Source organism: Citrobacter sp. Cpo061 (genome assembly GCF_030332845.1).
In the GTDB taxonomy this organism is placed as follows: Bacteria; Pseudomonadota; Gammaproteobacteria; order Enterobacterales; family Enterobacteriaceae; genus Citrobacter; species Citrobacter portucalensis.
Genome location: NZ_JAOWHB010000023.1, coordinates 1 through 14869 on the forward strand (window position 1 = coordinate 1; position 14869 = coordinate 14869).

A 14869-nucleotide genomic window follows, 5' to 3' on the forward strand; every position below is an offset into this window, starting at 1 on the left:
CGTAGCTCAGCTGGATAGAGTACTCGGCTACGAACCGAGCGGTCGGAGGTTCGAATCCTCCCGGATGCACCATCTTCTCCTGAATAATAGCGAAACTGTTGTTTCACGGTCTGCGAGATAATCGCCAGCACCAGGGAGGATAAAGTTGCTTCAGCAACGGCCCGCAGGGCGAGGCGCAACCGAGTAATCCTCCCGGATGCACCATCTCCCTCTAAATCATTTCCACATACTCTCTGAACACCCCTCAATTCGCCGTCAGCGACAAAATCAATCAATTACGATAAAATAACGTCTGGTCACTCGGCTTGTGAGAAGACGATGTACGAACGTTATGCGGGTTTGATTTTTGATATGGATGGTACCATCCTGGATACCGAGCCTACGCATCGTAAGGCGTGGCATGAGGTATTGGGGCATTATGGACTACGGTTTGATGAACATGCCATGGTCGCTCTCAATGGTTCCCCAACGTGGCGTATTGCGCAGTCGGTAATTGAATTGAACCATGCCGATCTTGATCCTCATGCACTGGCACGTGAAAAAACCGACAAGGTGAGAAGCATGCTGCTGGATAGCGTCCAGCCTTTGCCGTTGGTTGATGTCGTGAAAGCCTGGCATGGCCGTCGTCCTATGTCGGTAGGTACGGGTAGTGAAAGCGCAATTGCAGAAGCGCTGCTCGCTCACCTTGGTCTGCGTCGCTATTTTGATGCTGTAGTCGCAGCCGATCACGTACAACACCATAAACCGGCTCCTGATACGTTTTTGCTTTGTGCCGAACGTATGGGGGTTGTTCCGGCTCGTTGCGTCGTGTTTGAAGATGCCGATTTTGGAATACAGGCGGCGCATGCCGCGGGAATGGATGCCGTGGATGTCCGGTTATTGTGAGTGATGGACTGTCGCTCCTGTCACTGTTTGCCAGCAGTTTTCTCAGTGCCACGCTATTACCCGGCAATTCTGAAGTTGTTCTGGTTGCTTTGTTGGTTTCCGGGGTCAGTCATCCCTGGGTCTTAGTCTTAACAGCAACAATGGGTAATAGCCTTGGAGGGTTAACTAACGTTATCCTTGGGCGTTTCTTTCCATTGCGTAAAACATCGCGCTGGCAAGAAAAAGCCACAGGCTGGCTGCGGCGCTATGGCGCTGTCACACTATTATTAAGCTGGATGCCGGTTGTGGGGGATTTGCTGTGCCTGTTAGCCGGGTGGATGCGCATCTCGTGGGGCCCAGTTCTCTTTTTCTTATGCCTTGGCAAGGCGCTGCGCTATGTTGTTGTCGCAGCGGTTACGACACAAGGCATTATGTGGTGGCACTAATTGTGTTGTGGGATAGCCTTCAGGGTAACCAATACCATTATGCTAATTAAAACGATTTTGACAGGCGGGAGGTCAATTTGATCCCGGACGTATCACAGGCGCTGGCCTGGCTGGAAAACCATCCTCAGGCGTTAAAGGGGATTCAACGTGGTCTGGAGCGCGAAACGCTGCGTGTTAATGCAGATGGCTCATTAGCAACGACAGGCCATCCTGAGGTGTTAGGCTCAGCGCTAACGCATAAGTGGATAACCACTGACTTTGCCGAAGCATTGCTGGAGTTCATTACTCCACCCGGTGACGACATTGAGAAAATGCTCACGTTCATGCGCGACTTACATCGTTATACCGCCAGAAATCTTGGCGACGAGCGTATGTGGCCGTTGAGCATGCCTTGCTATATTGCCGAAGGTCAGGATATCGAACTGGCGCAGTATGGTTCGTCGAATACCGGTCGCCTGAAGACGCTGTACCGTGAAGGCCTCAAAAACCGCTATGGCGCGTTGATGCAGACAATCTCGGGCGTACACTACAACTTCTCGCTGCCTATGGCTTTCTGGCAGGCGAAATGCGGTGTAACCGAAGGTGAGGATGCTAAAGAGAAAATCTCCGCGGGCTACTTCCGTCTGATCCGCAACTACTACCGTTTTGGTTGGGTGATTCCGTATTTGTTTGGTGCCTCCCCGGCCATTTGTTCCTCATTCCTGCAAGGAAAACCAACAACTCTGCCGTTTGAAAAAACCGACTGTGGGATGTATTACCTGCCGTACGCAACGTCGCTGCGTCTGAGTGATTTGGGCTATACCAATAAGTCGCAAAGCAATCTCGGAATTACGTTTAACGATTTGCATGAGTATGTGGCAGGATTAAAGCGCGCGATTAAGACGCCTTCCGAGGAGTACGCGGCGATCGGTCTGGAGAAAGACGGTAAGCGTCTGCAAATCAACAGCAACGTTCTGCAGATTGAAAATGAGCTGTATGCGCCTATTCGCCCGAAACGCGTCACTCGTCGTGGAGAAACGCCATCAGATGCGCTTCTGCGTGGCGGTATCGAGTACATCGAAGTACGCTCGCTGGATATCAACCCGTTCTCGCCTATCGGCGTGGACGAGCAGCAGGTGCGCTTCCTCGATCTGTTTATGGTCTGGTGTGCGCTGGCTGATGCCCCGGAAATGAGCAGCGATGAATTGCTGTGTACGCGTAAAAACTGGAATCGCGTGATTCTCGAAGGGCGTAAGCCTGGGCTGACGTTAGGTATTGGCTGTGAAACAGCCCAGTTCCCGCTGCCGAAGGTTGGGAAAGATTTGTTCCGCGATCTGAAACGCGTGGCACAAACGCTGGACAGCATCGATGGGGGAGAGGAGTATCAGAAGGTCTGTGATGAACTGGTTGCCTGTTTTGACAATCCTGAACTGACTTTCTCTGCCCGGATCCTACGGTCTATGATTGATGAAGGCATTGGCGGCACGGGCAAAGCGTTGGGTGAGGCTTACCGAAATCTGCTGCGTGAAGAGCCGTTAGAAATAGTGCAGGAAGCTGAATTTATTGCTGAAACCGAGGCTTCAAAGCGTCGTCAGCAGGAGATCGAAGCGGCTGATACTGAGCCGTTTAGCGTGTGGCTGGAAAAGCACGCTTGATACAAAAGAAAAAGGCCACTCGGGAGTGGCCAAAATTTCATCTCTGAAAACAGGGATGATGATAACAAATGCGCGTCTTTCATATACTCAGACTCGCCCCGGAACAAAGAGTTCAGATTATTTTTAAAAAATTTATCGGAGGTGGCTAAATGCCGTTGTTAGATAGTTTTACTGTCGATCACACCCGGATGGAAGCTCCCGCGGTCCGGGTTGCAAAAACGATGAACACCCCGCATGGCGACGCAATCACCGTGTTTGATCTGCGTTTCTGCATTCCGAACAAAGAAGTGATGCCTGAGAAAGGTATCCATACGCTGGAACACCTGTTTGCAGGTTTTATGCGTAACCACCTTAACGGTAACGGCGTTGAGATTATCGATATCTCTCCGATGGGATGCCGTACCGGCTTCTACATGAGCCTGATTGGTACGCCGGACGAACAGCGTGTAGCCGACGCGTGGAAAGCGGCAATGGCGGACGTGCTGAAAGTACAGGATCAGAACCAGATCCCGGAGCTGAACGTTTACCAGTGCGGTACGTATCAGATGCACTCTCTTAGCGAAGCACAGGATATCGCGCGTCATATTCTGGAGCGTGATGTACGCGTGAACAGCAATGAAGAGCTGGCGCTACCGAAAGAGAAACTGCAGGAACTGCATATTTAGTCTTATTGATTAGCTGTTCCAGTATTTAAATTAACCCCGGTTTATGTCCGGGGTTTTTTATTGCTTAATATAATGTGTGTTTATTATATTTGCGGCGAGAATATATTTTAATTTAAATGATGCCTGACCTGTTAAATAATAAAATGTGATCTGGTAAGCAGAAAGAGGTGGATAATTAACGATGCCAGAGTGTATTGATCACATAAACTAAAAAACATAAATAATTAATAGAAAAACATAATGGAATGCGCCAGATATCCGGGTAATAACAAGACTCTTTTAATAGCCGGTAGATAGGGTTTTTATCAAATCTTATCTGGTATACATTAAACTTTAGGGATGAAAATGAAGGCTAAATATTTGGCGCTGATGATCGGTGCTTGCTTTTCTCATAACCTTTGGGCAGCAAATAATATCACTATTGAGCAGCGTCTGGCTGAACTGGAGCAACGTGTTGTTAATGCCGAAAAACGGGCATCCGATGCCGAGGCACAAATTCGCTCGCTGAAGCAGCAGCAGGTCGCCGCTACGCCGACGGTGAATGTCCAGTCTGCCGAGCCGATTGCAGCAGGTGAAACTCCGCCTAAGCTGACATTATCTGGCTTCAGTGATATTAAGTTCTATGGCGATGTTGAATTTAATATGGATGCGGCAAGCCGTTCCGGTAGCCTGACATCGACGAGAACGTCAGCGAATAAAGATTGGGCACCAGGAACCAATGAACGCTGGGATATTAACGGACGCCTGTTGCTGGGTTTTGATGGCTACCAGCGGCGGGACAACGGTAATTTTGCAGGGTTCTCGGTACAGCCTCTCGCGGACCTGACCGGAAAAATGAACCTCGATGATGCCGCTTTCTTCTTTGGTCGTGAGAATGACTGGAAAATTAAGGTTGGTCGTTTTGAAGCCTACGATATGTTCCCGCTGAATCAGGATACGTTTGTTGAATATTCGGGGAATACAGCGAACGATCTCTACAGTGACGGTTACGGCTACATCTATATGATGAAAGAAGGACGGGGACGTAGCGACAGCGGGGGTAACTTCCTGCTGAGCAAAACCATCGACAACTGGTATTTCGAAGTTAACACATTGCTGGAAAATGGCAGTACGTTATATACCGAGAAGCAGTACCACGGAATGGATTTAACCAACGATAAAAACGTGGCTTACGTCCGTCCGGTTATCGCCTGGTAAAATGGGCGTTTTTCAACGGCGATAGCGATGGAAAGTAACGTCGTTAACAACGCCTACGGTTATTACCAAAATGGGACGTGGATCGATCAGTCAGATCGTACGGGCTATGGTTTTACCATGACCTGGAATGGTCAAAAAACGGACCCGGAAGATGGCGCAGTGATTAACCTGAATACCGCCTATATGGATGCGACCGATGAGACAGATTTTACCGCTGGGGTGAATGCGTTGTGGCATCGATTTGAACTGGGTTATATCTATGCGCATAACAAAATCGAAGCCTTCAATGCTACCAATATCGATGCCGTTTGTGAGGACGATTGCTGGATCACCGATCCCGGCAATTATGACATTCACACTATTCATGCCTCATATTTATTCCCCAATGTGATGGATATGAAAAACTTTAACATCTACCTCGGTGCCTATGCTTCATGGGTAGAGGCCAATCCGAATAATGGTGATAACAGCGAAGATGCGCGTTACGGCGGGCGTCTGAGATTCAAATATTACTTCTGATTGTAGGTCTAATAAAAAAGGGATCCGCAGATCCCTTTTATCAGATAGTTAGTGTGCGCCACCGCCGCCGCCGCCCGCACCGAAGGGCGGTTTGGCGAACCACACCAGGCCAAGCAGGACCAGGAAGATCCCCGCCGACATCCAGAAGATTTCGTTAGCGGAAATAATCAGCCCCTGATTGGTGATCTGCTGAGCTATCCAACCTGAAGCCTGCTGGTGCGTCATCCCTAAATCCTGCAGCTTATCGTACATAGCCTGTGCATTTGGGTTGTAGGGGTTAACAGATTCCGTTAGCTGCGCATGATGCAGCGACTCGCGGTTTGTCCACATTGTCGTCGTAATCGATGTGCCAATGGAACCTGCCAGCGTTCGCGTAAAGTTCGACAAGCTGGATGCCGCCGCCAGACGCTCGGGCGGCAAGCCGGACAACGTAATGGTGGTTAGCGGCATAAAGAAGCAGGCTACCGCGAACCCCTGAATAAACTGCGGCCAGGCCGATGCGCCAAAGTCCATACCCGGCTCGAACGTCCACGCACGCCAGTAGAAACAGACGGCGTACATAATAAAACTGAACGTTACCAGCCGACGCATATCCAGCTTATGCGCGAAGCGGCCGATAATCGGAGACAGGATCACCGGAATCACCCCAACCGGCGCTGACGCCAGACCAGCCCAGGTTGCCGTATAGCCGTATACCTCCTGCAACAGCTGCGGCAGCAGTACGATTGCGCCGAAGTAGAGCATATAGGCCAGGCTGATACACAGGCAGCCGATGGTAAAGTTGCGCGACTTAAACAGCGAGAGATCGACAATGGGGTGCTCGTCGGTAAGCTCCCAGACGATCAGGAAGCTGATAGCGACAACGGCGACCACCGTCAGGATGATAATCTCCTGCGAGGCGAACCAGTCCAGCTCTTTGCCGCGGTCGAGCATAATCTGCAAACTGCCGATACCGATGACCAGCAGTGCCAGACCAATGGCGTCAATGCGCCGCTGCTCGGTTTTGGTTTCCCGACCGCGCAGGGTTTGCAGTGTCATCAATACCACCACAGCCCCGATTGGCACGTTGATAAAAAATATCCAGCCCCAGTGATAGTTGTCGCTGATATAGCCCCCAAGAATAGGACCACATATCGGGGCAACAATCACCGTCATCGACCATAGCGCGAGGGCGATGGAACGCTTGGCGGGTGGATAGTTATTCAGCAACAGGCTCTGTGACAGCGGAATTAATGGACCGGCGACAATACCCTGAATTACGCGGAAGAAAATCAGCATGTTCAGGCTGGTGGACATCCCGCATGCCCATGACGCAATGACGAAGGCGATAGTTGACCACATAAAGAGTCTTACTTCGCCAAAGCGTTTTGCCAGCCAGCCGGTGATCGGAATAGAGATAGCGTTCGCCACCCCAAATGAGGTGATAACCCAGGTCCCCTGGCTCAGTGAAGAGCCGAGGTTCCCGGCGATAGTGGGGATCGCCACGTTAGCAATGGTGGAGTCCAGCACCTGCATGAATGTCGCCAGGGACAGCGCGATCGTCATAATGACGAGCTGCGCGCCTTCCAGCGGTTTTTGCTGTTGCATCACACGCACCTTTGAATTAGCCCGCGTTGGCCCGCACGATCTCTTCGATCATCTTATTGACCGGAGCAAGGTTGATTTCACGTGCATTACTTTCTGATACCGGCGTGGTACGAACCTGGCTTGCCAGAATTTGTCCGTCACGATTTGAGGTATCTACCGTAACCAGCGTAGACAAACCAATACGTAATGGATGCTGTGCCAGTTGCTGCGCATCCAGTTCGATACGTACCGGCAGACGCTGGACGACTTTGATCCAGTTGCCGGTTGCGTTCTGCGCTGGCAGGAGGGAGAAAGCGCTGCCCGTACCCATATCGAGACCGACAACTTTACCGGTATATTTTACGTCATCGCCGTAAATATCGCTGATAACGGTCGCCGGTTGGCCGATACGCATGTGCGCGAGCTGTGTTTCTTTGAAGTTGGCATCTACCCACAGGTTAGTGGCCGGAACAACCGCCATCAGCGGCGTGGTTGGGCTAATTTGCGCACCAGGCTGTACGGCGCGACGGGATACATAACCGGTCATTGGGCTGACAATTCTGGTACGTTCCAGCGCCAGCCAGGCATTGCGCACTTCGGTGGCAGCCTGTTGCACAGCGGGTTGATCTTCCAGCTTGCTACCCAGAATCATCGCCTGGTTAGCATTATATTGTTGGATCGCGACATCAAGCTGGGCCTGAGCGCTGGCGACGGCATCACGAGCGTGTTGCAGCTCTTCACGGCCAATCAGGTTGGCATTGCCCAGCGGAACTCGGCGATTAAAGTCGCTTTGTGCCTGCGCCAGTGCGGTTTTCTGCACTTCAATGCTTGCCTGTAACTGCTTGCTGTTGATCATCAACTGGTGCGTCTGACGCACGCTGGAAGCCAGCGCAGTTTTGGCTTTTTCAAATGCCTGCTTTGCGTCTGTCTGGTCGAGGGTGACCAGCACATCGCCTTGTTTTACAAAGTCAGTGTTATCAGCCCAGACTTTCGTCACGCTGCCTGATACCTGAGCCATGATTTGAACCTGGTTCCCTGCCACGTACGCATCGTCTGTCTCTTCGACATGACGAAGTACTAAAAACCAATAAATCCCATATGCCACGGCAATGATAATAAAGAGCAAGGTCAGAAGGAGCAGCATACTTTTACGTTTGCCATTCTTCTTGACCGGTTGCTGCGGGGTTTGAGTCTCCGCATTTGCGCTCATGTTGTTCTCCACGATCTTATTTTTTTCACATCGGCTGAGCCGACCTGTTTATCAGACAGGCCAGCAGTATGCGTGCTGGCCTGTCGGTTTTTTCATTTATAAATCTGGATTTCTGAGCGAGTCGGCGCGTTAGCGCAGCGCTTCTAACACCGCGCCATCCTGCTCCATCTGATCAAGACGGGTCAGAAGTTTACGGGTAATTTGCTCAAGCTGATCTTTTTCGGTGGTGCTAAGAGACGACCAGAGCTGATGCAGGCAGTTATGCTGAGGCGGTAACACCTCTTGCAAAAAAGCATGGCCTTTCTCGGTCAATTGCAGATGCAGACAGCGGCGATCGTTATCGCTTTCACGACGTTCGATCCAGCCACGTTTTTCTAACTCATCCGCAATGCGGGTAGCGTTAGTGCGTGACGAGCCAAGCGCGCAACTCAGTTCAGAAGGCTGAATACTGTGGTTTTCCTGAGACTCCAGCGTAATCAACGCCATAAACAATGTCTCGTTAATCCCTTGAGCTTTCAGCATCTTATTGCGGTTTTCCAGCAACTTACCCTGCATGTGCATACAGAGGCGAGTCAGAAGCACTTCCTGATAAGGGAACTCTTCGTAGCGGCTGGCGCGAAATTTTAGCATTTGTTCAATGGGCGTAAACGAACTATCCATTTGGGTATAACCTCATTAATTTCAGCCGATATAGTAACGACAGTGACAAATAAAGTAAATGTATTATTTCTTTAAAATGATTGTTTTTATCTATAAGCCAACAAGCATTTTCCAGGCTAATCCATAGCCCAGAGCACTCAGTAACGTTGGAATGATGATGCTGCGGGTCTTATAGAAGCTTGCGCCCAGTATGACAAACCCCACCAGCGTAGGCACGAACCGACGAGCGTCGTGCATAACTTCTGGTGCGGTAGACACCACCAGCAGGGCGCAAATAGATGCAATGCCAATAGTGTCGAGTAGTATGCCCGTCGCGCCGCGCTTCGTCGGGCGAACATTGCCTACCCCAAGACGGAGTGGCAAATAGCGAAAACAGTAATTAACGCAGCCGACCAACAGGCCAAGTAGCAGAACCTCATAGCTCATCAGGACCTCCCTGCCAAAATGACTGGATGAGCGCAGTCAGGCATCCGCAGACAATACCTGCAAGGATAGCGGCAGGTATGGAAAACAGCATGACGCCAGCCAGCGCCCCGGTCAGGGAGGCAGTCACGCAGAGCGCTTGTTTACGTTGGAATGACGCGAGCAGGAAGCTCATAAACAGCGCCGGGAGCATGAATCCCAGTGCCGCTTCAACCGCCGGGTAATCCTTGAGTAAACCACTGCCGGAAAACGCGCCGATCACCGTACCAAACACCCAGGAGGCCCAGGAGCACAGTGCGATGCCGATCATCCAGTTTTCACTCCAGCGCCGATTATCCCGGACCAGTTTTGCCGTTGCGGCGGCAAAGACTTCATCGGTAAGGCCAAAAGCCCACAGTGCACTTTTGGGTTTACTCAGTCGCTGGGCTATTCGACTGCGCAGGGAAGGGCCGTACAAAACATGACGGACATCCATGGCCATGACGGTAAGGGCGGCGACCCACAGCGAACTGCCCGCAGCGAGCATGGTGGTAATGACAAACTGGCTGGCTCCCGCATAGATAATGCAGGAGAAAAAGACGCTTTCAACCGGCGTAAAGCCAAGGCGAGTGGCATTGAGACCAAATGCAAAAGCGACCGGAATATAGCTGATGACTATTGGCAGGCTGTCTTTGAATCCTTCCGTTAACGTTGCCGAACAGGATTCAGACTGGGGTACAGGGCTTTCCATAGGGTTATAGGTTTCATTACCGAAATTAATATAACTTGGCTCAATGAGTTATAACCTTAGCAGACTGATGGACTCCTTAACACCCTGTGGAGCCCAATCAGCGGTAAACATGCACTATACGCTTAATTTACGGCTTCCTGACGGTGAAAACCTCGCCACCAGACCACCAGGTTGAGTACGGCAACGGTCGTACCCGCCAGACAAACGCCAGCCCAACCAGCATGCTGCCAGGCGGAGGCTGAAATCAGCGAACCTGCCGCTCCGCCAATAAAATAGCTGGTCATGTATCCGGCGGTCAGGCGATTACGCGCATCCGGATGAATGCGATAGATAACCGTCTGGTTGGTGATGTGTACTCCCTGAACGGTGAGGTCCAACACCAGAATACCGATAATCAGCATGGGGACTGAAGCGTGCCCAAACCAAATAGCAAGCCAGGAGAGCAGCAGTAATAGCAGTCCTATGGTTGTGGTCAGGTGGGATTTACCTTTATCGGCAAAACCGCCTGCCGGACGTGCGCCTAATGCCCCTGCGGCACCCGCCAGACCGAACAGACCAATCATTCCTTCCGAATAGTTAAACGGCGGCGCGGCGAGCAAAAACGCCATCGAGGTCCACAGAATACTGAAATTGGCAAAAGTCAGGCAGCCCAGCATCGCGCGGGTACGCAGCAATTTATCGTGAATAAACAGGCTGAATACCGAGCCTAACAGCTGAGGATAGTTAAGATGAGTATCGGATTTCATCTTCGGCAGGCCGCGCCACAGCGCAACCGACATCAGCGCCATTAATACTGATGCGACCCAAAATACGGTGCGCCAGCCGCCAAGATTCGCCAGTAATCCCGCCACGGTGCGCGCCAGCAGAATACCCAGCAGCAGGCCGCTCATAATCGTGCCGACAACCTTCCCGCGCTTGTCCGGTGTGGCAAGCGTTGCCGCCAGCGGAACCAAAATCTGTGCCACTACCGAGAACAGTCCGGTCAGAGCGGTACCGAGAATCAGCATACCCAGCGACTGGCTGCTGGCGGTGATCAGCATGCCGCCAGCCGCGAGCAACGTCATGGAGACAATCAGCATCCGACGTTCAAACATATCGCCGAGCGGCACTAAGAACAGCAGGCCGGCGGCGTAGCCGAGCTGGGCCGCGGTGACGATAAACCCTGCAGTACTGGCAGATAGCGAAAAGTTGCGCGCGATGGTGTCGAGCAGCGGTTGCGCGTAATAGTTACTGGCGACGGCAAGGCCGGTGGCAATAGACATTAACAGGATCAGCGAAGGGCTAAGTCCCTGAGTAGTTTTCGTCATTGTTTTCAACTGAGTAATGGGTTGCAGAAAACAATCATAACGGAAGTGATTAAATGTTGCTGATTTGTTGAGTGATGGATTGTGCGATTGGGGGAGGGAGGATCGGCCGGATTAGGTGCATCGCGCCACCATCCGGCATTTATGCGGTTACAGGCCTGATGGCGCTACACTCATCAGGCCTGTGAGTGGATTATTTCTGCGCGGCCAGCGCTTCGTTCACCCAGCCGTCAAACTGCTGCTGGTGGGCTTTGATCCAGCCGTCAACGTGACCCTGTACGTCGGCTTCAGACGCTTTCCCGTCGTGCATCATTGCGTTCTGCGCGTTGATATCCGCCAGCGGCAGCTTCATGATGGCAAACAGTTTCGCCGCAGCCGGGTTTTTCTCCGCCCAGGCTTTATTGGCGACAATATGCATAGTGTTCACCGGGAAGCCGTAGTTGGCGCCGTTTGGCAGTTTGGTATCAATATCTTTCTGCTCGCCTGGCAGGGAAGAGAACGGCACCTGCAGCCAGACCACATCTTTACCAGGTTTCATTACGTCGCTCACCCAGTACGGTGTCCAGGTGTAGTAAAGAATGGGTTTACCTTCTTTGAAGCGGGTAATGGTGTCGGCCATCATCGCCGCATAGTTACCGTGGCTGACCTCGACGGTTTTTTCCAGATCGAAAGCTTTGTTCTGGTGGTTGATTACTGCTTCACAGCCCCAGCCCGGTGAACAGCCCATCATATCGGCTTTTCCGTCACCGTTGGTGTCAAAGATTTTGGCGATCTTCGGATCTTTTAACTGGGCGATATTGGTGATTTTATACTGCTCAGCGGTTTTCTTGTCGATCAGATAACCCTGTGCGGCACCCGTAACGAATACCCCCTCGCGATAAAACTTTTTGTCTCCGCCCGCAGCGGCGTACATATCATCATGCAGCGGCTGCCAGTTCACGGCGGTAAAAGTTGCATCGCCAGAGGCAATGGAGGTATAGCCGACGTTGTAGTCAACTTCGCTGGTTTTGTTAACGGTGTAACCCAGTTTCTCCAGCGCACGGGCGACTAACTGCGTCTGGAAGGATTCTTCAGAGATAGTGCTCTGGATTGGCTGTACGGTGATGCCTTTGCCCGGCAGGTCGGCAGCGAAAGTGCTGGTGGAGACAAGGGTGGCAAACGCTGTGGCAATAATTACTTTCTGTCGCATCGTTGTTCCTTATTACACTTCATCCTTCAAGCTGCCTCTTTGTTGGCTGCACTCATGCACCCCAGTCACGTACTACTTGTACGCTCCTGGGGATACATTCGTTTGCCGCCGCGATGCAACTTGAATGATTTTGCGCAAGTTAATGAATTGTATGCCCGGTAAGCAATGCGCCACCGGGCAACGGGTGTATTACTTCGTGAAAGGGCGAGTGATAAGCCCAATGGGACCGGTGGTGTACCAGCGACGGTTGCCACGACTACGCGAGTCGCGACCGACGGCCTGCGTCAGGCGGTCGAGAATGATAGCGAGGATCACAATCCCAACCCCGCCGACGGTGGCAAGCCCCATATCCAGACGACCGATTCCGCGCAGAACCATCTGGCCCAGTCCGCCGACGGCAATCATCGATGCGATGACGACCATTGAGAGCGCCAGCATCAGCGTCTGGTTAACCCCAGCCATAATGGTGGGCATTGCCAGCGGGAGCTGCACTTTAAACAGCATCTGACGCGGGCTGGCGCCAAACGAGCGCGAGGCTTCAATCAGATCGGCTGGCACCTGGTTAATCCCCAGAATAGTCAGACGCACGATTGGCGGCAGGGCGAAGATAATCGTCACCACTACGCCCGGGACGTTACCAATACCGAACAGCATGACAATCGGCACCAGATAGACAAACGCGGGTGTGGTTTGCATGGCGTCCAGCAGCGGGCGAACAATTTTTGCTGCCCGTGGACTGCGCGCCAACCAGATCCCCATCGGCAGACCGATCACCACGCAGAACAGCAGCGCGGTCAACACCAGCGCCAGGGTTATCATGGCCTGCGACCACGCGCCGATGGCACCGATGGCAATTAAGGAAATCAGCGTAGCAACGCCCATCCCCACGCCGGAAATCTGCCAGGCAATCAGCGCGAACAGGATAATCGCTACCGGGGCTGGCATACCTAACAGCAGCTGTTGAAAGCCGTTGAGAATGTAATCCACCGGGACACGAATGCCCTGGAAGACCGGACGGAAATGGGTAACGACCCAGTCGATCCCCTCTGTGACCCAACTGTCCAGCGGGATCAGCGTTTTATGGAACGGATCCATAATATTGAAATGCTCTGGTGCCGGCGCGGGTGCGCTGGTCAGCCAGTCCGCGCCACCACCGTCAGTGGGTGCGCCTGATGGCGTACTCCAGGCATCAGCATTTTGTGCGGCACTGTCGGCCGCTGGTGTGGTGTCCCACGGATTAGTTTGATCAGCCATTGTTTACCCCCTCACGATCTAAAGCCTGTAACAGCATGCGTTTTGAAATGACGCCCACATACTGCTGTTCCTCATCTACAACCGGCACCGCGCACGGGGCCTGACCGACATGAGAAAGCAACTCGCTGAGAGGGGTTTGTGCATCTACGGCTAACGGCTCATCGATCAATGCCGCTTCAATACCTTGCGCCTGACTTAACGCTGTTTTTAAGGAGTCGATTGAAACAACGCCAACGAATTTATTGCCGCGTTCGATCACGTAACCATATTCGCGATCTTTGTCTTGCAATAATTGCAGCGCAGAACGTGGACCCACACCGGGGTTTTTACGAATCAAACCTTCGGGACTACGGCGTGAAATATCTTTCGCGCTAAAGACCTGGCTAATATCGACACCACGGAAGAAGGTGCGTACATAATCATTGGCCGGATTATTCAGGATTTCATCTGGCGTGCCGACCTGGACCACTTCACCGTTTTGCATAATGGCAATTCTGTCGCCAATGCGCATGGCTTCGTCGAGGTCATGCGATATAAAGACCACGGTACGTTGATGCTTCGCCTGTAGTTTTACCAGTTCATCCTGCATCTCAGTACGAATTAATGGATCGAGGGCTGAGAAGGCCTCATCCATTAATAAGATGTCAGGGTTAATGGCTAATGCGCGGGCGAGGCCTACACGCTGGCGCATCCCCCCGGAAAGTTCATCCGGGTAGCCGTGAGCATAATTCTCCAGACCAACCTGACGTAGCGCATCTAACGCTTTTTCACGACGTTCATCCGCGCCGACACCGGCTAATTCCATGCCGAATGCCGTATTGTCCAGCACCGTCATGTGCGGCATCAGGGCAAAGGACTGGAACACCATCGCAATCTTTTTTCTGCGCACCTCGCGAAGCTCGGCATCGGATATGCGGGCGATGTCTACGCCGTCAATCAATACCTGTCCGCGGGTGGGTTCAATCAGGCGATTGAGAAGGCGTACCATTGTGGATTTACCCGAACCGGATAATCCCATGATGACAAATATCTCGCCTTCTTCAATGGCCAGACTGGCGTTCTTAACGCCAAGCGATAGCCCCGTTTTATCCAGAATCTGCTCTTTTGAAAGTCCTTTTTCAATATATTTGAAGGCTCTCTGGGGATGCTCTCCAAATATCTTATAGAGATTTTTAACTTCTAATTTAATTGCCATGCAATAGAATGAT

13 protein-coding genes and 1 pseudogene are annotated in these 14869 nt (G+C 52.0%); 5 read left to right on the plus strand and 9 right to left on the minus strand.

The window, feature by feature from the left end:
- Nucleotides 1-318 precede the first annotated feature (318 nt).
- The 5 genes and pseudogenes from yqaB to OGX97_RS02605 all read left to right on the plus strand — a co-directional run bounded on the left by yqaB (nt 319) and on the right by OGX97_RS02605 (nt 5325).
- Nucleotides 319-885, plus strand: a complete 567-nt coding sequence (yqaB, locus tag OGX97_RS02585) for a fructose-1-phosphate/6-phosphogluconate phosphatase (protein ID WP_003825960.1) — start codon at nt 319-321, stop codon at nt 883-885.
- The gene (locus tag OGX97_RS02590; protein ID WP_003825961.1) at nt 882-1310 is read left to right on the plus strand and encodes a YqaA family protein; all 429 of its coding nucleotides are present in this window, start codon (nt 882-884) and stop codon (nt 1308-1310) included. Before yqaB ends, OGX97_RS02590 begins: the two co-directional genes overlap by 4 nt.
- Nucleotides 1311-1387: 77 nt before the next feature.
- Nucleotides 1388-2944: a glutamate--cysteine ligase gene (gshA, locus tag OGX97_RS02595; protein WP_008785615.1), complete on the plus strand. Its 1557-nt coding sequence runs from the start codon at nt 1388-1390 to the stop codon at nt 2942-2944.
- A 149-nt stretch (nt 2945-3093) separates the two neighbouring features.
- Nucleotides 3094-3609 (plus strand): S-ribosylhomocysteine lyase, encoded by a 516-nt coding sequence (gene luxS, locus OGX97_RS02600; RefSeq protein ID WP_003037312.1) that lies wholly within the window; start codon nt 3094-3096, stop codon nt 3607-3609.
- Between the two features lie 345 nt (nt 3610-3954).
- A pseudogene (locus OGX97_RS02605) lies at nt 3955-5325 on the plus strand (carbohydrate porin).
- Nucleotides 5326-5373: 48 nt separating this feature from the next.
- Here OGX97_RS02605 and emrB read toward each other — a convergent pair.
- The 9 genes from emrB to proV all read right to left on the minus strand — a co-directional run bounded on the left by emrB (nt 5374) and on the right by proV (nt 14856).
- Nucleotides 5374-6912, minus strand: coding sequence for a multidrug efflux MFS transporter permease subunit EmrB (gene emrB, locus OGX97_RS02610; protein WP_003825966.1), 1539 nt, complete (start codon nt 6910-6912; stop codon nt 5374-5376).
- Nucleotides 6913-6928: 16 nt separating this feature from the next.
- On the minus strand, nt 6929-8101 hold the full coding sequence (emrA, locus tag OGX97_RS02615) for a multidrug efflux MFS transporter periplasmic adaptor subunit EmrA (protein ID WP_003825968.1): 1173 nt from the start codon (nt 8099-8101) through the stop codon (nt 6929-6931).
- 129 nt (nt 8102-8230) lie between these two features.
- The gene (gene emrR / locus OGX97_RS02620; RefSeq protein WP_003037300.1) at nt 8231-8761 is read right to left on the minus strand and encodes a multidrug efflux transporter EmrAB transcriptional repressor EmrR; all 531 of its coding nucleotides are present in this window, start codon (nt 8759-8761) and stop codon (nt 8231-8233) included.
- Between the two features lie 90 nt (nt 8762-8851).
- A complete protein-coding gene (gene ygaH / locus OGX97_RS02625; RefSeq protein ID WP_003825969.1) occupies nt 8852-9187 on the minus strand; it encodes an L-valine transporter subunit YgaH in 336 nt (111 codons plus the stop codon).
- Nucleotides 9177-9914: an AzlC family ABC transporter permease gene (locus tag OGX97_RS02630; protein WP_234096570.1), complete on the minus strand. Its 738-nt coding sequence runs from the start codon at nt 9912-9914 to the stop codon at nt 9177-9179. The genes ygaH and OGX97_RS02630 overlap by 11 nt, the downstream gene beginning before the upstream one ends.
- A gap of 122 nt (nt 9915-10036) precedes the next feature.
- A complete protein-coding gene (locus OGX97_RS02635) occupies nt 10037-11221 on the minus strand; it encodes an MFS transporter (RefSeq protein ID WP_235126918.1) in 1185 nt (394 codons plus the stop codon).
- 190 nt (nt 11222-11411) lie between these two features.
- Nucleotides 11412-12407 carry a glycine betaine/L-proline ABC transporter substrate-binding protein ProX gene (proX, locus tag OGX97_RS02640; protein ID WP_003825976.1) on the minus strand — a complete coding sequence of 332 codons (996 nt, stop codon included), beginning with the start codon at nt 12405-12407 and terminating at the stop codon, nt 11412-11414.
- A 189-nt stretch (nt 12408-12596) separates the two neighbouring features.
- The gene (gene proW, locus OGX97_RS02645; protein WP_008785611.1) at nt 12597-13661 is read right to left on the minus strand and encodes a glycine betaine/L-proline ABC transporter permease ProW; all 1065 of its coding nucleotides are present in this window, start codon (nt 13659-13661) and stop codon (nt 12597-12599) included.
- Entirely contained in the window at nt 13654-14856 is a 1203-nt protein-coding gene (gene proV, locus OGX97_RS02650; protein WP_003825980.1) for a glycine betaine/L-proline ABC transporter ATP-binding protein ProV, read from the minus strand. Before proV ends, proW begins: the two co-directional genes overlap by 8 nt.
- Nucleotides 14857-14869: the final 13 nt, after the last annotated feature.